This window comes from Flavobacterium praedii (genome assembly GCF_026810365.1).
GTDB lineage: Bacteria > Bacteroidota > Bacteroidia > Flavobacteriales > Flavobacteriaceae > Flavobacterium > Flavobacterium praedii.
In genome coordinates this window covers 3090494-3112352 of the sequence record NZ_CP113948.1, presented here as the reverse complement: position 1 = coordinate 3112352, position 21859 = coordinate 3090494, and the positions used below count along the sequence as shown (strand labels likewise).

The following is a 21859-nucleotide window of genomic DNA, read 5'->3' as shown; positions in this document are numbered from 1 at the left end:
AGTTTTAGTCTTTTTTTTCATTGGTGCAAAGCCAATTAATATCTTCAATTAAACGTTGTATGTCTTCTTTCTTGGTGCCATCATAAAAACCTCGAACGCGTCTCTTTTGGTCTACCAGTACAAAATTTTCGGTATGTACCATGTCGTACAATTCAGATGGTTTTCCTAATTTTACTGCCAAATAAGATTTTCTGGCCATAGTGTAAATTTTCTTTTTATCGCCAGTTACCAGATTCCACTTTTCATCAATGACACCGTATTTTTTGGCATAAGCCTTTAAGGCAGGTACACTATCAGTTTCTGGAAAAACAGTATGGGAAAGCAACATTACGTTTGGATTGTTTTTTATTGCTTTTTGCACATCGATTAAATTTGTTGTCATCTTTGGACAAATTGATCCACATGTAGTGAAGAAAAAATCAGCTACATATACTTTTCCTTCATACTCTTTTTGAGTAATTGTTTTTCCGTTTTGATTCACAAAAGAGAAATCGGCAATCGTATGGTATTTGCTTACGTATTGTACTGTACTGTCAACCAATTCTGGATTCACATCTGAAGGGTTGAATATTGGTAATGTTTTACTTGGTTTTAAAGCCGAATAAAACAAGTAAAGTGTGATAATTGAAAAAATAGTAACAATGCCAATATAGAGTCTGTATTTTTTAAAAATAGTACGCATAAATATAATTTGCAGCAAAAATACAAAAAGGACTTTCGTTTTTAGATTATTTAACAATATGAAATCGCCATGATATAAGTTATAGCAAACACCAATGAAGATCTAGAGATACCATATTCAAAAAAAAACAAATAGTATCTACATATGAAATATTTAATACTATAACATTATTGTGAAATTATTGATATGTTTGTAATAACTTCTAAACTAATATTTATAATGAAAAATGTATTAACTAAAAGGCTGCTTTTTGTCATTCCTGCATTGATTTGGATTTCCGAAAGTAAGGCCCAAACTACTGTTAAAACTCCAGAACCAGGTATAAATGTATCCTATATGGATAAAAACACAAAACCAAGTGATAATTTTTTTCATTTTGTAAATGGAACTTGGCTTGACAAAACCGAGATTCCTGCTGATCGAACTTCGTGGGGAAGTTTTAATGAATTAATAAAAAAAACGGATAAAGATGCACTGACTATTTTGAAAGATGCAGCTAATAATCCAATATATAAATCGAATACCGATCAAGGAAAAGCGGTTAATTTTTTCAAATCCATTATCGATACCGTATCTAGAGACAAACAAGGAATTTCTCCTTTGAAACCGTATTTAGCTAAAATTGACAAAGTAAAAAACATTCAAGATGTACAAAAGCTTTTAGTTGAAATGGAACCGGTTATTTCTGTTGGATTTTTTGGTTTGCAAATTGGAGCCGATGAAAAAAACAGTACTAAAAATTCCGTTAACTTAGGGGTTGCAAGACTTGGATTGTCTGATAAAGATTATTATTCATCACAAGAAAAAGATTCTAAGGAAAAAAGAGAGAAGTATGAACTTCATGTAGCAAGAATGTTGCAATGTATTGGTGAGAATGCAGATCAAGCCAAAACAAGTGCTTCTAAAATTGTAGCACTGGAAAGTGCATTGTCAAATCCAAGATTGGATAGAGTAGAACGCAGAGACAGTCGTTTACAATACAATCCAATGACGATTGCCGATTTGCAAAAAATGACTCCCGCTATTCAATGGAATTCGTATTTCTCAGAATTGGGATTCAAGAAATTGGATACCATCATCGTATTACAACCACGTTACATGAAAGCTTTGCAAACTGTTTTCACTGAAAATAAAGTGGAAGATTGGAAAGAGTATATGAAATGGACACTACTTAATGCTGCTGCAAGTGAATTAACCACTGCGATTGAACAAGCAAATTTTGATTTTTATGGTAAAACATTAACAGGCGCTTTAAAACAAAGACCTAGAGAAGATAGAGCTTTGCAAAATGTAAACCGATCTATTGGTGAAGCATTGGGTAAATTATATGTTGAAAAAATGTTTCCTGCTGAAGCTAAAATTAAAGCCGAAAAGATGATTCACAATGTGATTTTGGCTTATCAGGGGCGTATCGAAAACTTAACATGGATGTCTCCTGAAACTAAAATTAAAGCTATTGAAAAGCTAAAAAAAATAAATCCTAAAATCGGGTATCCTAATAAATGGAAAGATTATTCGGCACTAGTCATTAAAAGTCCAGACGAAGGGGGTAGTTATTTTGAAAACATGAGAAATTTAAGTCGTTGGACTTTTCAAGAGGATTTAGATAAACTATCTAAACCAGTGGATAAAACGGAGTGGGGAATGTCTCCTCAAACTGTAAATGCCTATTACAATCCGTCGTATAACGAGATTGTTTTTCCGGCTGCTATTTTACAACCACCTTTTTATAATTATCAAGCTGATGAAGCTGTTAATTATGGTGGTATTGGAGCTGTTATTGGTCATGAAATCTCCCATGGTTTTGATGATGCCGGGGCACGTTATAATGCGGATGGTAATTTAATTAACTGGTGGACTGATGAAGATTTAAAGCAATTCACAGCTTTAGGAACGGCTCTAGCAGATCAATATAGCGCATTGGAACCTTTACCTGGAATTCATGTTGATGGCAAATTTACGCTTGGTGAAAATATTGGGGATTTAGGAGGTATAAATGCTGCTTATGATGGTTTGCAATTATTTTTAAATTCAAACCCTAATCCTGGATTGATTGATGGTTATACCCCTGAACAGCGTTTCTTTATTTCATGGGCAACTGTTTGGAGAACTAAATCACGTGATGAAGCTATAAAAAGTCAAGTAAAAACGGATCCACACACACCTGGAATGTATCGTGGCTATGTACCCATGCAAAACATTGATGCTTTTTATAAAGCATTTGATATAAAACCAGGCGACGGTATGTATATTGCTCCAGAGAAAAGAGTCAAAATCTGGTAATATTTTTCTTTTGATTCATAAAAAAACCATTTGTTGAATTTGAACAAATGGTTTTTTTATGAATTAAAATTAGTATGAAAATAAAATTTTATAAAGGTTGTTATTTTTAGATTTTGAAATAATTTAGTTGAAATCCGCAATAATTGCAAACAATAAATTAAGCTGTTTTTTTTATTAAATCAAACATTGGGCAACGATCACATCTTTTCTTTTCGCCTTTTTTATATTTATCGCAACATTTTGACTTGCAGTTTTCAGCCACTTTTATTTTTTTAAGGATTTCCTTTTTATCCTTTTTTTTGCTCTTCTCTTTTTCTTTCTTGCTCAATGTGTAAAGAATTAAAAACTTTGACAAATATAAGTTATTTTTATCTGTTCTAAATAAAATTTAACTTTTTTAAACAAAAAAAATCCTCAAATCTTTATTGCAATGATTTGAGGACTATGTTTATGGCGATTTCTCTTAATTATTTTGCAGGAGCAGCAGCATTAGTTATGGCTACCTGTAATATGTCTCGATCAAAAAGATACAATCCACCTTTGTCGTCTCCAATCAGGTTGATTTTGTCCAAAATTGATTTTGCTGTTGCTTCTTCTTCAATTTGTTCGGCAACATACCATTGCAAGAAATTATGAGTGGCATAATCTTTTTCCTGAAAGGTTATGTGAACCAATTCATTAATTGATTCGGAAACAAAGATTTCATGCTTATATAATTCTTCAAACATTCCTTTGAAGGTTTCATATGTTGTTTTTGGTGCTTTTAAGTCGGTTACTTGAGCATGACCTCCGCGTTCATTTACATATTTTATTAATTTTAGCATGTGCATACGCTCTTCATCAGATTGTGCATACATAAACTGAGAAATTCCTTCCAGTCCATTTACTTCAGCCCAGCAAGCCATTGATAAATAGGTTTGAGATGATTCAGCTTCTATTCGGATTTGTTTGTTTAGTGCAGATTCAATATTTTTTGATAACATATTTTTTAGTTTTTAGTAAAATTAAAAAAAAATAGTTTACTGCTACTCTTTTTAAGCCAAAAATGAAACAATTTGTTTCAATTTAGAATCTTTAATACGACACTAAAATGGGGAAAAGGAGTAATGCCAATGTCATTGAGTAAATGATTTTTTTCTAGGCTGTTTCTAAATTAAACTCTCGCAAAGACGTGAAGACGCAAAGATATAGGTTCAAAACTTTGCGCCTTTGCGCCTTCGCGAGAAAAAAATAAAGCTAAATTTAATGACATTGTATGTGCGTGAAAACAATGTCATTGAGTTAATGATTTTTTACTACGTTGTTTCTAAATTTAACTCTCGCAAAGACGTGAAGACGTAAAGATGTAGGTTCAAAACTTTGCGTCTTTGCGCCTTCGCGAGAAAAAAATAAAGCTAAATTTAATGACATTGTATGTGCGTGAAAAAATGTCATTGAGTAAATGATTTTTTTCTAGGCTGTTTCTAAATTAAACTCTCGCAAAGACGTGAAGACGCAAAGATATAGGTTCAAAACTTTGCGCCTTTGCGCCTTCGCGAGAAAAAAATAAAGCTAAATTTAATGACATTGTATGTGCGTGAAAAAATGTCATTGAGTAAATGATTTTTTTCTAGGCTGTTTCTAAATTAAACTCTCGCAAAGACGTGAAGACGCAAAGATATAGGTTCAAAACTTTGCGCCTTTGCGCCTTCGCGAGAAAAAAATAAAGCTAAATTTAATGACATTGTATGTGCGTGAAAACAATGTCATTGAGTTAATGATTTTTTACTACGCTGTTTCTAAATTTAACTCTCGCAAAGACGTGAAGACGCAAAGATATAGGTTCAAAACTTTGCGCCTTTGCGCCTTCGCGAGAAAAAAATAAAGCTAAATTTAATGACATTGTATGTGCGTGAAAACAATGTCATTGAGTTAATGATTTTTTACTACGCTGTTTCTAAATTTAACTCTCGCAAAGACATGAAGACGCAAAGATATAGGTTCAAAACTTTGCGCCTTTGCACCTTCGCGAGAAAAAAATAAAGCTTAAGGTAATGAAATTGGGAGTACTGTTTTTGACAATATTGTGCGATAGAAACTAAAATGCAACCACATAAAAAACTTTGTCTCGTTGTTATCAAACATTTCCTTAAATTTGCTACCATTATTTAGTTATAAAAAACAAACTATGTTACAAATTACATTTATTAGAGAAAATCAAGAGAAAGTAATCAACGCTTTGGCCAAAAGAAATATGGATGCCAAACAAGTGGTTGACGAAGTGGTACAATTGGATGAAAAACGTCGCGCGACTCAAGTTGAGCTGGATAACGTATTATCCGAATCTAATAAATTATCCAAAGATATTGGTGATTTGATGAAAGCTGGAGAGAAATCAAAAGCAGCAATTCTGAAAGAAAAAACAGTTTTACTTAAAGGAAAAAGCAAAGTATTGGCAGAAAGTGCTTTGGTTTTAGCCAATGAATTAACAGAGAAATTATATACATTACCCAATCTTCCTGCTGATATTGTTCCCGTTGGAAAAACACCTGAAGATAATTTGAATGTTTTCGAAGAAGGAGAAATTCCAGTTTTGCATGAAGGGGCACAGCCTCATTGGGAATTGGTTAAGAAATACGACATCATTGATTTTGAATTAGGGGTAAAAATTACTGGTGCAGGATTTCCAGTTTATAAAGGGAAAGGAGCTCGTTTGCAACGTGCTTTGATCAATTATTTCTTGGATAAAAATACCGAAGCGGGTTATAAAGAGATGCAAGTGCCTCATTTGGTAAACGAAGCATCGGCATATGGAACGGGGCAATTGCCGGACAAAGAAGGGCAAATGTATCACGATGCAACAGACGATTTGTATTTGATACCAACAGCTGAGGTTCCAGTAACCAATATTTTTAGAGATGTTATTTTGTCTGAAAATGAATTGCCTGTTAAATATACTGGTTACACCCCTTGTTTCCGTCGTGAAGCTGGTTCTTACGGAGCGCATGTACGTGGTTTAAACCGTTTGCATCAGTTTGACAAAGTAGAAATTGTGCGCGTGGAGCATCCTGATAATTCATATGCTGCATTGGACGAAATGGTGGAACATGTAAAAAGTATTTTGCAAGAATTGAAATTACCTTACCGTATTTTGCGCCTTTGTGGTGGTGATATGGGTTTCACATCGGCTTTGACGTATGATTTTGAAGTGTATTCTACAGCTCAAGAACGCTGGTTGGAAATTTCATCTGTGTCTAATTTTGAGACTTTTCAAGCCAATCGTTTGAAATTGCGTTTCAAAGACAAAGACGGAAAAAATCAATTGGCACATACCCTCAACGGAAGTTCATTGGCTTTGCCAAGAGTTCTAGCGGGTATATTAGAAAATTACCAAACACCAGAAGGAATCGTGATTCCAGAAGTACTACGTTCTTACTGTGGGTTTGATATTATTGACTAGTACAATTTAATAAATAGAAAATATTTTTAAACCATTAAGAAATTTTGAGGCATTAGGCTTAATAAACTTAATTTCTTAATGGTTTTAATTTTTTATTTCAAATGTTTCATTATCGACCGATTCAATATAATCACTTTACAAATGATTACATTATGAATAAAATCTTCCTTCATATATCACTTTTGTTCTCTCTGATCGCTTTTTCCCAAAACGAGCAATTGGCGCAATATTATTATGACAAAGGGGATTTTGATAAAGCATTGGTCAGTTATCAGGAATTGTCAGACGGATTACCAACAAATCCTTTTTATTTTCAGAGAAAAATTGACTGTATGCAGCAATTGCTTCAATTTGAATCTGCAGAAAAAGCTATTCAAGAACGATTGAACAAGTACAAACAAGCAACACTTTTGGTTGAATTGGGATATAATTTTCAATTGCAAAAAAATGTATCGAAGGCAAAAAAGTATTACGATAATGCAATTGACAAAATCCGAATCAACCCGAATGAAGTCTACGGAGTTGCCAATACTTTTGAAAAGAAAGTTTTGTTGGACTATGCTTTGCAATCATATTTAGTGGCTAGTGAATTAGTGCCATCGTATGATTTTAAATATCAAACCGCTTTATTATTTGGACAATTAGGAAGAACGGATGAGATGATTGCTAATTTTCTTGATGAAGCTTTTGAAAACCAACAATCTGTAGTTATGATTCAAAATCAATTGACGCGTTACATGTCAAATGAAGGAGATTCTAAGTTCAATGAAAGTTTGCGGAAAAATTTGATTGTTCGTGTTCAAAAAAATCAAGATGTTTTCTGGAATCAGTTTTTGAGTTGGTTTTTTATGCAACAAAAAGAGTTTGGAAAAGCTTTTATACAGGAAAAATCAATTTATAAACGCAATCCTGAATCACTTTCAAGCATAATTGGTTTGGGACAAATGGCGATTGAAAAAGGCGATTATGAAGTTGCTTCCGATGTGATGAATTATGTGTTAGAAAACACGAGCGATGTAGATTTGATTGTGCAAGCTCATAGTTTTTTATTAAAAATAAAAATGGAAAATGCAACGGAAAAAGATTTTACGGCGATTAATGCCCAATTTGATCTTTTGCTAAAACAATATGGTTTAACTCCAGTTACCTTATCTTTGCAACTAAAGCAAGCACATTTTGTCAGCTTCATAATTAAAAATCCTACAGAAGGAAAAGCTATTATTAAGCGAGCGATGGATATGCAACTGAATCCATACGATCAAGCACTATGCAAAATGGAGTTGGCAGATATTTTACTTTCCGAAGAAAAATTCAATCAGGCCTTGCTCTATTATTCGCAAATACAAGAGAATTTGCAAAACAATGTGTTATCGCATGAAGCCAGTCTGAAATCAGCTAAGACGAGTTATTTTAAAACCGATTTTGAATGGGCTTTAAAACAATTTAAAGAATTGAAATCAGCTAGTACACAGTTGATTGCTAACGATGCTTTAGAATATTTTTTGCTAATTAATGACAATACGGTGGCCGATTCGACTCAAACCGCATTGAAGCAATTTGCCAAAGGAGATTATCTTCTGTATCAAAATAGAAATCAGGAAGCGATTGCACAGTTTCAGTCGATTCTGAAAAGTTTTAAAGGTCAAGAAATCGAGTCGGTGACTTTATTACGTTTAGGGCGTTTGTATGAAAAACTTGGAGATTTTAATTTGGCTTTGGCGCAATATCAAGACATAATTGATCACCATAGCGACGGAATTTATATAGATGAAGCGCTATATTTTTCGGCGGATATTTACAATAAGCAATTGCAACAACCTGATAAAGCCAAGGTTTTGTTCGAGAAAATTATTTTCAATCACCAAGATAGTATTTATTTTGTAGATGCCAGAAGGAAATTCAGGGAATTGAGAGGAGATACAAATTTGTGAAAGCTCCCTAGCCTCCAAGTGGGTACTATTGCAAACGTTTACCTATTTGATAGAAAAAATTAATTTATTCATTTAACCCTACTTACCCCTAGTAGGATTCTCCCTTCGGGGTTAGGGGGCTATTATGATAATATACAACGTTACCACAAACATACAAGAAAGCGTACACGACCAATGGATGATTTGGATGCAACACAAACATATACCGGAAATGTTGGCATCCGGAAAATTTACTTCGGCTCGTTTTGTTCGTGTTTTAATTGAAGAAGAAATGGGCGGTGTCACTTATTCGGTTCAATATACTACAGATAGTAAGGAAACATTAGAAAAATATTACCAAGAAGACGCTCCTAGATTAAGAGAAGAAGGTTTAAAACTGTTTGGCGATAAAATGCTGGCTTTTAGAACCGAATTGGAAGTGATTTCCGAATATTAATGACGAAATGTTTGCTTTGCGCCTTAGCGTCTTTGCGAGAAAATAACCCTAATAACACTTAGCGCCTTAGTGACTTCGTGGCAAAATAAAAATCATGGAAAAAGTAAAAGCCAAAAAACACCTCGGACAACATTTTTTGAAAGACGAAAGTATTGCCAAAGATATTGCAGACACATTGAATTTAGTAGGGTATGAGGATGTATTAGAGATAGGCCCTGGAATGGGTGTTTTGACTAAATATATGTTGGATAAACCCATCAATACCTATGTGATCGAAATTGATGATGAGTCAGTGACTTATTTGGATGCCAACTATCCAAAACTTAAGAACAGAATCATTTCTAAAGATTTCTTGAAATACGATATTAACGAAGTTTTTGAAGGGAAACAATTTGCCATAATTGGTAATTTTCCCTATAATATTTCAACTCAAATTGTCTTTAAAACATTAGAATACCGCAATCAAATTCCTGAATTTGCAGGGATGTTTCAAAAAGAAGTAGCCGAGCGTATTTGTGAAAAGAAAGGAACAAAAGCGTATGGGATTCTTTCTGTTTTAGTACAAGCTTTTTACAATGCAGAGTACTTATTTACTGTAGATGAAAATGTGTTCAATCCGCCTCCAAAAGTAAAATCTGGTGTACTGCGTTTGCGTAGGAAAGAAGACTTTACTTTGCCTTGTGGAGAAAAATTGTTTTTTACGGTAGTGAAAACAGCTTTTCAACAACGCAGAAAGACTTTGAGGAACAGCTTAAAAACCCTAAATTTGTCCGACAGTTTAAGGGAAGATGAAGTTTTCAATCTTCGTCCAGAACAATTAGATTACAAAGAATTTATTGCACTGACACAAAAAATAGAAGCCGATGGAATTTAAAATCAGTAAAGAGCTTATTAAACAAATAGCTGAACTCATCCAAGCGAAGAACAACCAAGAGTTGGAAATTTTGTTGAATGATATGCATCACGCTGATTTTGCAGAAATCCTTGACGAGATTGACATTGATGAAGCGACTTATATTTTCAAGGTTTTAGATAGCGAAAAAACAGCTGAAATTCTTCTGGAGTTAGAAGATGATTTAAGGGAAAATATTTTAAAACGCCTTTCGGCAAAAGAGATTGCCGAAGAGCTGGATGAATTAGAGACCAATGATGCCGCTGATATTATCGGAGAACTTTCGAAAGAAAAGAAAGCCGAAGTAATATCGGAATTGCAGGATGTTGAGCATGCCAAAGGAATTGTCGATTTGCTTCGTTATGATGAGGATACGGCAGGGGGAATCATGCACAAAGAGTTGGTTAAAGTCAATGAAAATTGGAATGTACTCACTTGCGTTAAAGAGATGCGTATTCAAGCTGAAAATATTTCTAGAGTCCATTCTATTTATGTAGTAGATGATGAAGATCGTTTGAAAGGACGACTGTCCCTTAAGGATTTATTGAGTACTTCTACACGAACTCCCATTAGTGATGTTTATATCAAAAAACTGCACTTTGTAGATGTTGAAACTCCCGATGTTGATGTGGCTAGAATCATGGAAAAATACGACTTGGAAGCGATTCCAGTTGTGGATGAATTGGGACGATTAGTGGGACGTATCACGATTGATGATGTTATTGATGTCATTAAGGATGAAATCGAAAAAAGAGATACAGAAGACATTCAGAAATTTGGGGGATTAGAGGCATTAGATTTGCCTTACGTTCAAACGCGTCTTTTCGAAATGGTCAAAAAAAGAGCCACTTGGTTAGTTGTACTTTTTCTGGGAGAAATGTTTACCGCTTCGGCGATGGGTTTTTTTGAGGGAGAAATCAATAAAGCTATTGTTTTAACCTTGTTTATTCCTCTTATTATTTCTAGTGGAGGTAATTCAGGTTCACAGGCTGCAACATTAATTATTCGTGCCATGGCTCTGAAAGAGCTAACCTTGAGAGACTGGTGGTATGTGATGAAAAAAGAAATAGCTTCTGGATTTTTATTGGGCTCTATTTTGGGAATTGTAGGTTTTATACGAATCTTGATTTGGCAAACGTTAGACTTTCATGATTATGGGGTACATTGGTTTTATGTAGCTATGACTGTATCCGTCTCTTTGGTTTTTATCGTTTTATGGGGTACCCTTTCTGGATCCATGATTCCTTTTGTATTAAAGAAATTCAAATTAGATCCAGCTACTTCATCCGCACCTTTTGTAGCTACTTTGGTAGATGTAACAGGATTGATCATCTATTTTTCAATAGCTATGTTTTTCTTAAGCGGTAAATTATTATAAAGACTTGATAAAAAAGTTAACCAAAAAACAACCAAAATAAACCAAATGAAAGTACACATTATAGGTGGAGGAAACCTTGGGGCTTCCATCGCAATCGGAATTGCAAAATTCACCACCGGTAACGAAGTAACGGTAACCAGACGTAATATTGCTCCTATTTCGCATTTAGAAGATTTAGGAATTACCATTACCACAGACAATACACATATTATTCAAGAGGCAGATGTTATCATCCTTACTATAAAACCATATCAGGTAGATACTGTCTTAGCCGAGATATTGCCTTCCATTTCAAACAAAGTAATCGCATCGGCAGTAAGTGGTCTTTCGATAGAGAATTTACAAAACAAAATTGGGGATACTCACAATGCAGTCCGTATTATGCCAAATATTGCGGCACAGTTTGGTGCTTCTGCCACTTGTATTGCTTTTAACGAGAAAAGTAAAGCTAAAGCACAAGAAACAGTAACTCTTTTTCAAGCTTTAGGAACTGCACCCATTATTGATGAAAAATTAATGGATGCTGCAACCGTACTCGCTGCAAGTGGAACCGCTTTTGCTTTACGTTATATTCGTGCATCCATGCAAGCAGGGATCGAAATTGGATTTGATTGGCAAACGGCTTTGGCCATTTCTGCACAAACGGTAAAAGGCGCTGCCGAAATGTTGCTTGAAGAAAAAGGACACCCAGAACAATTAATCGACCGTGTTACTACACCACAGGGATGTACGATTGCTGGATTAAACGAAATGGAATTACACGGTTTTAGCTCTTCATTAATCAAGGGTATCAAAACTTCCCTAAAACAAATCAAAGGTTAAAACAAATTTGGGCGTGCCACCATAAAAAAAAGAGCCAACTTATCACACTGATTAGTTGGCTCCTTTTTTTTATGCTGTCGGGCTATTCGCGTTACTTCGGTAACTTGCTTCTATCCCTCACGCGGTAAATAACATATTGACGGATTTTGAGATACTTTTGTCTTTTAAGTAAATAAAGCTTTTAACTCGGTGGCGTCATGAGGATTCATTTTTCCAGCCAAAACTAGACTTAATTGTTTTCTTCTCAGAGCGGCATCGAATCGCTGTTTTTCTAATTCAGTTTCCGGTTCAATCTGCGGAACATCAACAGGTCGTCCAGTATCATCTACAGCCACAAAGGTATAAATCGCTTCGTTTGCTTTGGTTCTGTTTCCAGATTGGCGGTCTTCTACCCAAACATCCAGATAAATTTCCATTGAGCTTTTAAATGCTCTTGATACTTTGGCTTCTATAATAACCACACTACCAAGTGGAATTGATTTATTAAATGCTACATGATTTACAGAGGCAGTTACACCTATTCGGCGGGAATGTCTTCCGGCAGCAATACTTGCTGCACGATCCATTCTGGCCAATAATTCCCCTCCAAATAAGTTATTCAAAGGATTGGTTTCGCTCGGTAAAACCAAATCGGTCAATATAGTTAAGGATTCTGAAGGATGTTTAGATGTCATTTTTAAATAATAAGTTTTAAGTTTTTTTAGAATTTTATATTTCTAAAGCGATTAATTAAGCCAATATACGGCCATTACAGAGGGAATAAAATACAATACGATGGTTCTCGCACCATCATAGTCTTTGGCCAAACGTTGTCCAAATAGTAACATAATAAGAGTAATGCAAGAAAAGATAGCGCCATATAATCCGTAAATTCTTCCACTATTTAGTGCTATTTCTATAGCTCCGACGACACATAAAATGCCAGATATTAATTCTAAGATCAAGACATTTACTAGTGCTAAAGGAACCTGATTGCGTAAAAGTGTTTTTGCAAAATGTTCTTTTAGCCAATTAACATTGTCTTTCCAATGGAATAATTTATCTTGAGATGATTGTAAAAATGTGATCGCTAAAAAGACTAAGATTAAAATAGAAGCAATATTGTTCATAGGTTTTATTTTTTGTGTATTAAACGGGTTAGTTTTATAGATAAATCAGTTAATATTATTTTGGCATTACCATTGCGTTCTATATGATACATCGCATCTGATAATTCTTTGAAAATGTCGTTAATATTATTTCCATTTACAAAAGGAGCAAAGTTTTCAAGTTTGAATTTTTCTACTTTTGGCTCTATATAAACTAATGATTTGGTCTCATAATTTAACAATAATGCCTGACGGAACATCTCAATACAAAATTGAAGGAATTTTTTTTGCGTTTCTCTCCCTAATGTAGCTATTTGTTCACTCCATTCTATTAAGTCTTGTATCGCTGCTGCATTTCCTTTTGCTTTAAAAGCAGCTCTAACCCAAGTAACAAACCATTGTTCAAATGGAGAAGCTTCATCGTCGTCATTTAATAGATGCAATGCTTTGTTGTAATTTCCTTGAGCCTGATGTGCAATTTTTGAAGCTAGCTTTGCATCAATCTGCTCATTTTCTATTAGACTATTAGCTATGATTTGTTCGCTTAATGCATTAAAATGTGTAATTTGACAACGGGAGCGTATGGTTTGAATGATGTCTTCTTCATTTTCGGAGATAAGCAGAAAAACGGTCTTCTCTGGTGGTTCTTCCAGTAATTTGAGAAGTTTGTTAGAGGCTGCGATATTCAATTTATCTGCCATCCAAATGATCATAATTTTATATCCTCCTTCATAGGACTTTAAGGATAGCGATTTTAATATTTCAGCTGCATCATCAACGCGTATTTCTCCTTGTTTATTTTGAACACCCAATTTAGCATACCAGTCAAATAATCCACCATAAGGTTTTTCTAAGATAAATTGTCGCCAATCTGCAATAAAATCGATACTTTTTGGTTTAGCTTTTACATCCTCTGTCGTTACAGTTGGATAAATAAAATGTAAGTCTGGATGTGATAATTTTTGAAATTTAAGGCTACAGGATTCATTTTGTTCGCCATTAGTGTTGCATAAAACATATTGTGCGTAAGCAATAGCCATTGGTAGAGTGCCACAGCCTTCTGGACCTACAAATAATTGGGCATGAGGAATCCTGCCTAAATCAGCACTTTTAACCAAGTGGTTTTTTATATAGCCCTGTCCTAAAATTTTTGAAAATTCCATTGGACAAAGATAGTAGAAAATGATAGCATCAAAAATTTTCTATTATTAAAGTTGTTTTCACAAGCATGTATGAATCTTAATGGTATGAATTTGATTGTTTTTCATCCTTTGTTTATACTTGAGCGGTTTTCAACTTTTGCTGTTGATAACTTTTGTATTTTTTTTGAACCGAAGCTGAAATAGTATTTTTTACCCAAAAATTATTAGCTAATTTCTTATATTGAAGTTAAATTTTAAGATTATTTTTTGTTTTTTTAAACATGTATTATCCTCGGTTAAGTGTAGTATTTACTCGGTATAAGGTAAATTTTTACAGAAAAACGATTAAATTATATTTTAAATTATAACATTACGACTTGCAAATTCGATTAAATTGTATATTTTTGTTTTATTAATTATTTAAATCCATGATATGAAAGGGAAAATTATTTTTTTCAGTGTTTTTATGTTAGCATTAAGCTTTAACGCAGTAGCTCAGGTTAAACCTAATATGCCTAAAAGTATTATTAGTACTACGGCTTCATTAAGAACTTTTCACGCAGATGATAAAGAGCTTAAAACTTTAACCAAAGGAGAATTGGTAGAGTTGTATATTGAACGTATGAAAATCGTTGTTAAGATTTTTCCTAATATAGGTCTTGCAACAAAACCAGGTGTTACCATGGCTGATTTAGGAATTCAAGAAACTCCTGAAAACAAAAAGTCTTTAGATTTACAAGCAGAAGCTACTAATGTTTTTCTTGAAGTTCAGGTTGATTTTTTAAGAAAAATGCTACCTTATGCAGATAAAAATCAGTTAGTTTCTATGATCATGTATTATGAGCAAATTATAAAAGGATTACGCGAAGTAGAATAACAATTTTGCATACCATATATATCAAAAAAGACTTTCTTTTTTGATACTGACCCAATAACTCAAATGAGTTTAAACTCTATCCTACAGAGGTTTTAAAAATAATTAAATTTAATACCCCCAAACCTATGAAAAATATAATACTAATTATATGGGTTTTTCTTACTGTTGTTTGTGATGTAAATGCACAACAAGAGAAAGGAATATTTGGATCAAGCAATTGGTTAAATAACTGGACGGAATTTAAACCGGGTAAAGCCGATTATGGTGAAGCTACTCAGATTCTTGCTGGTACAATTACTGTAAATACTAGGTTAACCAAAAAGGATGTATACATCATTCAAGGTAATGTATATGTTACTAACAATGCAATTCTTACTATTGATCCTGGTACAATCATCATTGGAGATTCTGAATCTAAAGGAACCTTAATCATTACTAAAGGAGCTCAATTGATTGCTGAAGGATCTGAAACCGATCCTATCGTTTTTACTTCCAATAAATCCCTTAAGAAAGCCGGTGACTGGGGTGGTATAGTTATACTTGGTGATGCTCCCATAAATAAATTTGGGAATTATTCTTCTATTAATTATGATTTAGATCCTAGTTTGACAACTTACGGTGGTTTGAATCCAGCTAGTTCATCTGGTGTGTTAAAATATGTAAGAATAGAATATGCCGGTAAAAAAATAAAAGGTTCTGAAAATTTCAATGCGCTTCTACTTGGAGGAATCGGGAATAAAACTATTCTTGAGAACATAATGATTAGTTATGCTGCGGGAGATGCTTTTGAAGTACTTGGAGGTGAACCTGTTTTAAACAAAATTATATCTTATCGTTCTAGTGGAATTGATTTTAAATTTACTTTAGGGACTCAAGCTAAAATTGATAATTCATTAGCTGTTCGAACTTCTTATCTAACGAATAATAGTGGATCAAGATGTATTGACGTTTCTTCATATATTAAAAAAGAGGAAGCTGATTTTACAAAAAAACAAACTGTTGTTACGGCTACTAATATGACATTGGCTAATGATAGTGATAATATTGATACGGATATAAAATCTGGGTTAGTAAAAGAAGCGGTTTTTGTAGCTGAGAATACTTCTTTGGTATTACGAAAAAGTGTAATATCTGGATTTAATCCCGCTATTATATTGGATAATAATATCGAATTGGCCGAGAAAAATTTAAAGAAAATTCGACTTGAAGAAATTTATTTCAATTTCTGCCAAGGAAATATCTTTATGGCAGGTAATCTAAATAATGAAGATTTAGAAAGTTATTATGGAAACAGTGTTTTCTTTAATTTATATTCTAAAACTACAAATCTTGAGACTTTTAATGATTTTGCAAATCCAAGAAGACCAGATTTTAGATTGGCACTTACTAAGTTTACAGCCTCAGCCAAATAACTAACAAATAAATTTTTAGAAATTATGTAAAATGAAAGTTGAACCTAAACGAACAGGTTTGGCTTTCATTTTATTACTTAAATTATTTTGTTAATTTTTTATAACAAGAATTTTCAATAAGTTTTCATAATTCTTTTTGAAGTACAGAGACTCATGTTTGTTTATAATGGAGCATTAAATTTGGTGTTAATAAATTTAAATTACGCCACTTGTTAAACAGATTTGTAAAAAAATAAATTAATTACTTATGAAAAGTAAGCTTTACTCCTATTTATATTCAATAAAGTTTTGTTTTTTATTGATAGTTTTTTTTCTTTTATCCAATTTTACTTCAGTAGCTCAGACTATTTTACCTCAAAAGCTCGGTTATCCAAGAATTTGTGCTAACATACCTAATATTGATTATCCTTCTGGATATAATAGGTATGAAGTTTTTTTTAAAATAAGTGGCTTTCCAGCTAATGAAACATTTTTTGTCCTACTTTCAGATGATAAAGGCAATTTTACGAATCCAATAAAACCTAAGATAATTCCTAATGGAGCTGCTCCAAATCCTCCCGCAGATACTCCGACAGATAAGACACTTACTTTTGAAGTACCCTCTGATTTAGTTGGTTCGGATATTTATGGTCTAAAAATTCAAAGTTCTTCAGGAGTTGTTAGTCAGCTTTTTAAAACAAGTGATTTACAATCTTCGTTTCCTATCCATTTTTTATCATATTCAGGTACTTTTTATATTAATAACAAAAGCGATGCTTTAAGTTTTTGTAATGGAGGTAGTGTTACACTTTCTGTTGATAATTCAACTCCTTCAATTCCTGATTCTTCCCCTTTGCAATATCCTCAATTGAAGTATAATTGGTATAAAAATGGAGTGTTAGTTCCAAATGAAACTAAAAGTTCATTATCAGTTAATCAAGCTGGAGATTATTATGTTGAAGTTAATTATGGTCCATGCTCTGATATAAATACCCGTTCACAATCTGTTAAAGTTTCTGGTGCCAGTGGATCTGGTGCGGTAATTTCTTCAAGTTTAGGTAATCCTTTTTGTTCCAGTTTGGGTAGTACGACACTTTCCGTTTCTAGTGGTAATTCTTATGTTTGGAGAAGGGATAATACCGTAATTGATGGTGCTATTTCCAGTAATTACATCACAAATCTGCCGGGTACTTATACTTGTGATGTTGATTTTGGCGGCTGCAAATCAACGGGTTCTATAGATTTAAAAGTTCTTACAAATACGAGTGCTATTTCAGGTGTTGAAGTAAATAAAGTTAATTATATAGTAGAAGGTGAAACGCTAAATGTCGCTATAACTACAGATGCTGTTTCTCCTACATATCAATGGTTATTGGATGGTGCTGCTATTTTGGGAGCCAATACAAATACCTTGAATATTACTGCACAAGGAAGTTATAAAGCGATTGTAACTCAAAATTCAAGCTGCTCTATTACAACTGAATTTCCTTTTGATGTTTCGTATAAAGTGAATCTGAATGCACCAAAAATATCTAATATTGTCAGTCCAAATGGAGATGGTGTTAATGATACTTGGATTATACCTGATGAATATATAAGCGGTACAAATACACATATCATGATTCTAAGTTCTTTGGGCGATATTGTTTTTGAAAGTGATAATTATGACAATTATAGTGGTTGGCCACAAATAGCTGTAGAATTTACTAATTTCAATCCAGTTTATTATTATATAATTACTCCAAATGGCGGTTCTGCCAAAAAGGGTTCGATAACTCTTGTGAAATAATATGAAAAATTTTTTATTAAGCGTTTTCTTTTTTTTCTGTACTATCCCATTTTTTTATGCCCAACAAGAGGATGGTGTTGTTTCTTTTGCTATTCCACCAGGAAACTCCCTAAAATTTAATTCTTTTGTGATCAATCCTACGTTTAGTTTTGTAAGACAGCAAAGTGCTTATATTACCTTGTTTAATAAAACACAATGGGCAGGTTTTGAAAACGCACCCAAAACCTATATGTTAAGTTACTCCGGACGTTTCATGGAGAATGAAGGTGTCGGTATCAGTGTTTTTCAACAAAATCAAGGCTTGCTTACAACTTTTGGGGTATCCGCTAACTTTGCTCACAATATTTTATTACAAGAGGATAGTAATCTTACATTTGGTATAAACCTAAGCGCCTATAAAAGTGGATTGAATAGCGGAAAAGTAATTGCAAGAGATCCAGATCCTTCTTTAGATAATATTCCATCCAATACGGTTATGGCTGTATCTCCAGGTATTAATTATGGATCAGCATTTTTCGATTTTGGGTTAAGTCTAAATAATATTGTTTCTTATAATTTTAATACTGGTATTCTAAAAGACGATCCTAACAAAGGAATTCAAGCCCATGTAATGTATACTGGTTTTATTGATTCCTATGGTTTTTTTGATAAAAGTAAATTTTCAGGAATCGTTAAAACCGAGTTTTACAAAGAGAATACAGCTTATTCTGGTTCAGGCGTTTTTACCATTCCTAAAGGGATTTGGGTACAGGCTGGATACCATTCTGTTTTAGGAATGACTGCTGGATTTGGTTTAAATATAACACCTAAAATTGCTTTAGAATATTCTTATGGTATGGGATTGGGTGATATTTCAAACCTTGGTGCATCCCACATAATTGTATTGGCCTATAAATTTAAAAATCAAAATTTCGATTATGGAGATGATGAAGAAGAAGGAGCTTTAATTGAACCTGCTCCTTTTCCTAAAGCTTCTACTACTACAAAACCTAAGGCAGACACTAAAGCAGTGGCTGATGCAAAAGTGGGTGATCAAGCAAAAATTGCCGAAGCAAATAAAGCTAGATTAGGAGCTGCTAATAAAGCAAAAGCAGATGCAGCAATTGCCAAAGCCAAATTAGCGGCTGATGCCAAAGCCAAATCAGATGCTGTAGCTATTGAACAAAAAAATAAACTGGCTGCAGATGCTAAAGCAAAAGCGGATGCTGCTGCTATAGCCCTCGCTGCAAAAAAACCAGAGCCCGTAAATAAAACAAAATTAGCCGCAGATGCAAAAGCTAAAGCGGATGCCGATGCTTCTGCAAAACGTATTGCCGATGCTAAAAACAAATCAGACGCTGCCGCAAAATTAGCTGCCGATACTAAAGCTAAAGCGGATGCGGAAGCCACTGCTGCCAAACTTGCTGCCGAAAACAAAACCAAAGCAGACGCTACCGCTGCAAAATTAGTTGCTGATACTAAAGCCAAAGCGGATGCTGAAGCGACTGCTGCTAAAGTTGCTGCCGAAAACAAAGCCAAAGCAGACGCTGCTGCCGCAAAATTAGCTGCTGACGCCAAAGCCAAAGCCGATGCCGAAGCTGCTGCCGCCAAACTTGCTGCCGAAAATAAAGCCAAAGCAGACGCTGCCGCAAAATTAGCTGCCGATACTAAAGCCAAAGCGGATGCCGAAACTACTGCTGCCCAACTTGCTGCTGAAAACAAAGCCAAAGCAGACGCTGCTGCCGCAAAATTAGCTGCTGATGCCAAAGCCGATGCCGATGCAGCTGCTGCTAAACTTGCTGCTGAAAACAAAGCTAAAGCAGATGCTACTGCTGCAAAATTAACCGCTGATGCCAAAGCCAAGGCTGATGCTGAAGCTGCTGCCGCCAAACTTGCTGCTGAAAACAAAGCTAAAGCCGATGCTGCCGTAAAATTAGCCGCTGATTCCAAAGCCAAGGCTGATGCTGAAGCTGCTGCCGCCAAATTTGCTGCTGAAAACAAAGCTAAAGCAGACGCTGCAAAATTAGCAGCTGATACCAAAGCCAAAGCTGATGCTGAAGCTGCTGCCGCCAAACTCGCTGCCGAAAACAAAGCCAAAGCAGACGCTGCAAAATTAGCTGCAGATACCAAAGCCAAAGCGGATGCTGAAGCTGCTGCCGCCAAACTTGCTGCCGAAAACAAAGCCAAAGCAGACGCTGCTGCCGCAAAATTAGTTGCTGATGCCAAAGCCAAAGCGGATGCCGAAGCTGCTGCCGCCAAACTTGCAGCCGAAAACAAAGCCAAAGCAGACGCTGCTGCAGCAAAATTAGCTGCTGATGCCAAAGCCAAAGCGGATGCCGAAGCTGCTGCCGCCAAACTTGCAGCCGAAAACAAAGCCAAAGCAGACGCTGCTGCAGCAAAATTAGCTGCTGATGCCAAAGCCAAAGCCGATGCCGATGCTGCTGCCGCTAAACTTGCTGCTGATGCTAAAGCCAAAGCTGCTGCCGATGCTGCTGCTGCTAAATTGGCTGCTGATAATAAAGCTAAAGCAGATGCTGAAGCAATAGCCGCCGCCAAATTAGCTGCCGAAAATAAAGCCAAAGCCGATGCTGCAATTGCTGCTCAGGCTGAACAGGATCGAATTGAAGCGGCTGCCGCTGCAAAATTGGCTGTAGAAGCTCTTGCTAAGGCCAAAGCTGATGCTATGCCAAAAGATGAGATTGGTAAAACAATGGATAACTTATCCAAAAATCTGGAGGATTCTAAACGCAAACAACAACAATTATTGACTCGTTTAGATGCTTCTGTAGCCAACAAGGAAAAGGCATTGAAAGACTTAAAAGATGAAAATGATTTAAGTGATAAAGGCATTGTGAAAACTACTGTTGAATTCAAAAGTACTGCCGGTGAAAATGCAGAATTAGAATCAATCAAAGCTCAAATTGCTCAGGTAAATAAAGAACAAGCTGCTTCATTAGAAGAGTTTAACCGCCTTTACGCAGAGAGACTTAAAAAGACTCCTAAAAATGATTTGGTCAATCAAAATTATTTGAAAACTATTGAAACTTTAAAAGCGGAACAAGTAAAAGCGGAACAATCGAATGCAGTATTGATTACTACATTGGAGAAAATTAAAGTGGAAACAGAAATTGAGAAAAAACGTAGAATCAAACGTGCGGCTTCTTTGAATGATCAAGATCGTTTAGTTCAAGATATGGCTACATTAAAAAGGATTAAGGAAACAACCAAAGTAAGTGCTGTTCCTCCTACGGCTTCTGATTTTGATTTTGGAGATAATCAAGCCAACATGCAGATCATTAAAAATAATAAAAATGTAGAAAGTGGTTATTATGTCATTTTAGCAGTACATAGTGATTCACAAAAAAGAGATACATTTGTGACTAAAACGGTAGCTTCTGGAGACAAAAATGTAAACTTCTTCTATGATTCCAACTCTAGTAAATATTTTATATATGAAGCTAAGTTTGATAATTTACAAGAAGCAACACAGGCATTAGAAGATCGAGGAAGTAAACCGTATAATAGTAAAATGGTAATTGTTAAAATTGAAAAATAATTATGTTAAATATTTTGGGCTATTGAAATTATTTTATAAAAATATTTGATATTCCTATAATTTTTATATTTTTAACCCTTTAATCGGCTTTTTTGTGTAAATCATCGATTTTATCAAACTTGTTTGTTAGTTTAATTTTGTTAAAAAAAATATAATAGTGTAAAATCTAAAGTG

17 protein-coding genes are annotated in these 21859 nt (G+C 34.5%); 11 read left to right on the top strand and 6 right to left on the bottom strand.

Annotation, left to right across the window (positions count from 1 at the left end):
• Nucleotides 1-4 precede the first annotated feature (4 nt).
• Nucleotides 5-682: an SCO family protein gene (locus OYT91_RS13170; protein WP_281238330.1), complete on the bottom strand. Its 678-nt coding sequence runs from the start codon at nucleotides 680-682 to the stop codon at nucleotides 5-7.
• Nucleotides 683-901: 219 nt separating this feature from the next.
• Between OYT91_RS13170 and OYT91_RS13165 the strand changes: the two genes are divergently transcribed.
• Nucleotides 902-2965 (top strand): M13 family metallopeptidase, encoded by a 2064-nt coding sequence (locus OYT91_RS13165; RefSeq protein WP_281238329.1) that lies wholly within the window; start codon nucleotides 902-904, stop codon nucleotides 2963-2965.
• 157 nt (nucleotides 2966-3122) lie between these two features.
• Here the strand turns inward: OYT91_RS13165 and OYT91_RS13160 are convergent, their stop codons facing one another.
• Together OYT91_RS13160 and OYT91_RS13155 are read right to left on the bottom strand one after the other, a co-directional pair.
• Nucleotides 3123-3293: a hypothetical protein gene (locus OYT91_RS13160; RefSeq protein ID WP_281238328.1), complete on the bottom strand. Its 171-nt coding sequence runs from the start codon at nucleotides 3291-3293 to the stop codon at nucleotides 3123-3125.
• A gap of 139 nt (nucleotides 3294-3432) precedes the next feature.
• The gene (locus OYT91_RS13155) at nucleotides 3433-3948 is read right to left on the bottom strand and encodes a ferritin (RefSeq protein WP_269224429.1); all 516 of its coding nucleotides are present in this window, start codon (nucleotides 3946-3948) and stop codon (nucleotides 3433-3435) included.
• A gap of 1184 nt (nucleotides 3949-5132) precedes the next feature.
• Between OYT91_RS13155 and serS the strand changes: the two genes are divergently transcribed.
• The 6 genes from serS (at nucleotide 5133) to proC (ending at nucleotide 11863) form a co-directional block, all read left to right on the top strand.
• Nucleotides 5133-6404 (top strand): serine--tRNA ligase, encoded by a 1272-nt coding sequence (serS, locus tag OYT91_RS13150; protein WP_281238327.1) that lies wholly within the window; start codon nucleotides 5133-5135, stop codon nucleotides 6402-6404.
• 152 nt (nucleotides 6405-6556) lie between these two features.
• Nucleotides 6557-8335: a tetratricopeptide repeat protein gene (locus OYT91_RS13145; RefSeq protein WP_281238326.1), complete on the top strand. Its 1779-nt coding sequence runs from the start codon at nucleotides 6557-6559 to the stop codon at nucleotides 8333-8335.
• Nucleotides 8336-8459: 124 nt separating this feature from the next.
• Nucleotides 8460-8771 (top strand): DUF4286 family protein, encoded by a 312-nt coding sequence (locus OYT91_RS13140; RefSeq protein WP_269224432.1) that lies wholly within the window; start codon nucleotides 8460-8462, stop codon nucleotides 8769-8771.
• Nucleotides 8772-8865: 94 nt separating this feature from the next.
• Entirely contained in the window at nucleotides 8866-9645 is a 780-nt protein-coding gene (rsmA, locus tag OYT91_RS13135) for a 16S rRNA (adenine(1518)-N(6)/adenine(1519)-N(6))-dimethyltransferase RsmA (RefSeq protein WP_281238325.1), read from the top strand.
• On the top strand, nucleotides 9635-11041 hold the full coding sequence (gene mgtE, locus OYT91_RS13130) for a magnesium transporter (protein WP_269224434.1): 1407 nt from the start codon (nucleotides 9635-9637) through the stop codon (nucleotides 11039-11041). Before rsmA ends, mgtE begins: the two co-directional genes overlap by 11 nt.
• Nucleotides 11042-11086: 45 nt before the next feature.
• Nucleotides 11087-11863, top strand: a complete 777-nt coding sequence (proC, locus tag OYT91_RS13125) for a pyrroline-5-carboxylate reductase (RefSeq protein ID WP_281238324.1) — start codon at nucleotides 11087-11089, stop codon at nucleotides 11861-11863.
• 164 nt (nucleotides 11864-12027) lie between these two features.
• On the opposite strand, the gene OYT91_RS13120 is transcribed toward proC, so the two are convergent.
• Genes OYT91_RS13120 through OYT91_RS13110 form a run of 3 tightly spaced genes read right to left on the bottom strand, consistent with a single transcriptional unit; the run spans nucleotide 12028 to nucleotide 14114 of the window.
• Nucleotides 12028-12537: an acyl-CoA thioesterase gene (locus tag OYT91_RS13120; protein WP_269224436.1), complete on the bottom strand. Its 510-nt coding sequence runs from the start codon at nucleotides 12535-12537 to the stop codon at nucleotides 12028-12030.
• 51 nt (nucleotides 12538-12588) lie between these two features.
• Nucleotides 12589-12972, bottom strand: a complete 384-nt coding sequence (locus OYT91_RS13115; protein WP_269224437.1) for a DoxX family protein — start codon at nucleotides 12970-12972, stop codon at nucleotides 12589-12591.
• A gap of 5 nt (nucleotides 12973-12977) precedes the next feature.
• Nucleotides 12978-14114: a DNA polymerase III subunit gene (locus OYT91_RS13110; protein WP_281238323.1), complete on the bottom strand. Its 1137-nt coding sequence runs from the start codon at nucleotides 14112-14114 to the stop codon at nucleotides 12978-12980.
• 412 nt (nucleotides 14115-14526) lie between these two features.
• Between OYT91_RS13110 and OYT91_RS13105 the strand changes: the two genes are divergently transcribed.
• From OYT91_RS13105 to OYT91_RS13090, 4 genes are all read left to right on the top strand, one after another.
• Nucleotides 14527-14970, top strand: coding sequence for a hypothetical protein (locus OYT91_RS13105; protein ID WP_269224439.1), 444 nt, complete (start codon nucleotides 14527-14529; stop codon nucleotides 14968-14970).
• A 125-nt stretch (nucleotides 14971-15095) separates the two neighbouring features.
• Complete coding sequence (locus OYT91_RS13100; RefSeq protein WP_281238322.1) at nucleotides 15096-16382, top strand: beta-helix domain-containing protein; 1287 nt, start codon at nucleotides 15096-15098, stop codon at nucleotides 16380-16382.
• A gap of 247 nt (nucleotides 16383-16629) precedes the next feature.
• Nucleotides 16630-18150, top strand: coding sequence for a T9SS type B sorting domain-containing protein (locus OYT91_RS13095; RefSeq protein WP_281238321.1), 1521 nt, complete (start codon nucleotides 16630-16632; stop codon nucleotides 18148-18150).
• 1 nt (nucleotide 18151) lies between these two features.
• Nucleotides 18152-21685, top strand: coding sequence for a PorP/SprF family type IX secretion system membrane protein (locus tag OYT91_RS13090; RefSeq protein WP_281238320.1), 3534 nt, complete (start codon nucleotides 18152-18154; stop codon nucleotides 21683-21685).
• Nucleotides 21686-21859: the final 174 nt, after the last annotated feature.

Coding starts and splice junctions, on each gene's coding strand:
- OYT91_RS13170 (WP_281238330.1), bottom strand. CDS start 682: ATGCGTACTATTTTTAAAAAATACAGACTCTATATTGGCATTGTTACT.
- OYT91_RS13165 (WP_281238329.1), top strand. CDS start 902: ATGAAAAATGTATTAACTAAAAGGCTGCTTTTTGTCATTCCTGCATTG.
- OYT91_RS13155 (WP_269224429.1), bottom strand. CDS start 3,948: ATGTTATCAAAAAATATTGAATCTGCACTAAACAAACAAATCCGAATA.
- serS (WP_281238327.1), top strand. CDS start 5,133: ATGTTACAAATTACATTTATTAGAGAAAATCAAGAGAAAGTAATCAAC.
- OYT91_RS13145 (WP_281238326.1), top strand. CDS start 6,557: ATGAATAAAATCTTCCTTCATATATCACTTTTGTTCTCTCTGATCGCT.
- OYT91_RS13140 (WP_269224432.1), top strand. CDS start 8,460: ATGATAATATACAACGTTACCACAAACATACAAGAAAGCGTACACGAC.
- rsmA (WP_281238325.1), top strand. CDS start 8,866: ATGGAAAAAGTAAAAGCCAAAAAACACCTCGGACAACATTTTTTGAAA.
- mgtE (WP_269224434.1), top strand. CDS start 9,635: ATGGAATTTAAAATCAGTAAAGAGCTTATTAAACAAATAGCTGAACTC.
- proC (WP_281238324.1), top strand. CDS start 11,087: ATGAAAGTACACATTATAGGTGGAGGAAACCTTGGGGCTTCCATCGCA.
- OYT91_RS13120 (WP_269224436.1), bottom strand. CDS start 12,537: ATGACATCTAAACATCCTTCAGAATCCTTAACTATATTGACCGATTTG.
- OYT91_RS13115 (WP_269224437.1), bottom strand. CDS start 12,972: ATGAACAATATTGCTTCTATTTTAATCTTAGTCTTTTTAGCGATCACA.
- OYT91_RS13110 (WP_281238323.1), bottom strand. CDS start 14,114: ATGGAATTTTCAAAAATTTTAGGACAGGGCTATATAAAAAACCACTTG.
- OYT91_RS13105 (WP_269224439.1), top strand. CDS start 14,527: ATGAAAGGGAAAATTATTTTTTTCAGTGTTTTTATGTTAGCATTAAGC.
- OYT91_RS13100 (WP_281238322.1), top strand. CDS start 15,096: ATGAAAAATATAATACTAATTATATGGGTTTTTCTTACTGTTGTTTGT.
- OYT91_RS13095 (WP_281238321.1), top strand. CDS start 16,630: ATGAAAAGTAAGCTTTACTCCTATTTATATTCAATAAAGTTTTGTTTT.
- OYT91_RS13090 (WP_281238320.1), top strand. CDS start 18,152: ATGAAAAATTTTTTATTAAGCGTTTTCTTTTTTTTCTGTACTATCCCA.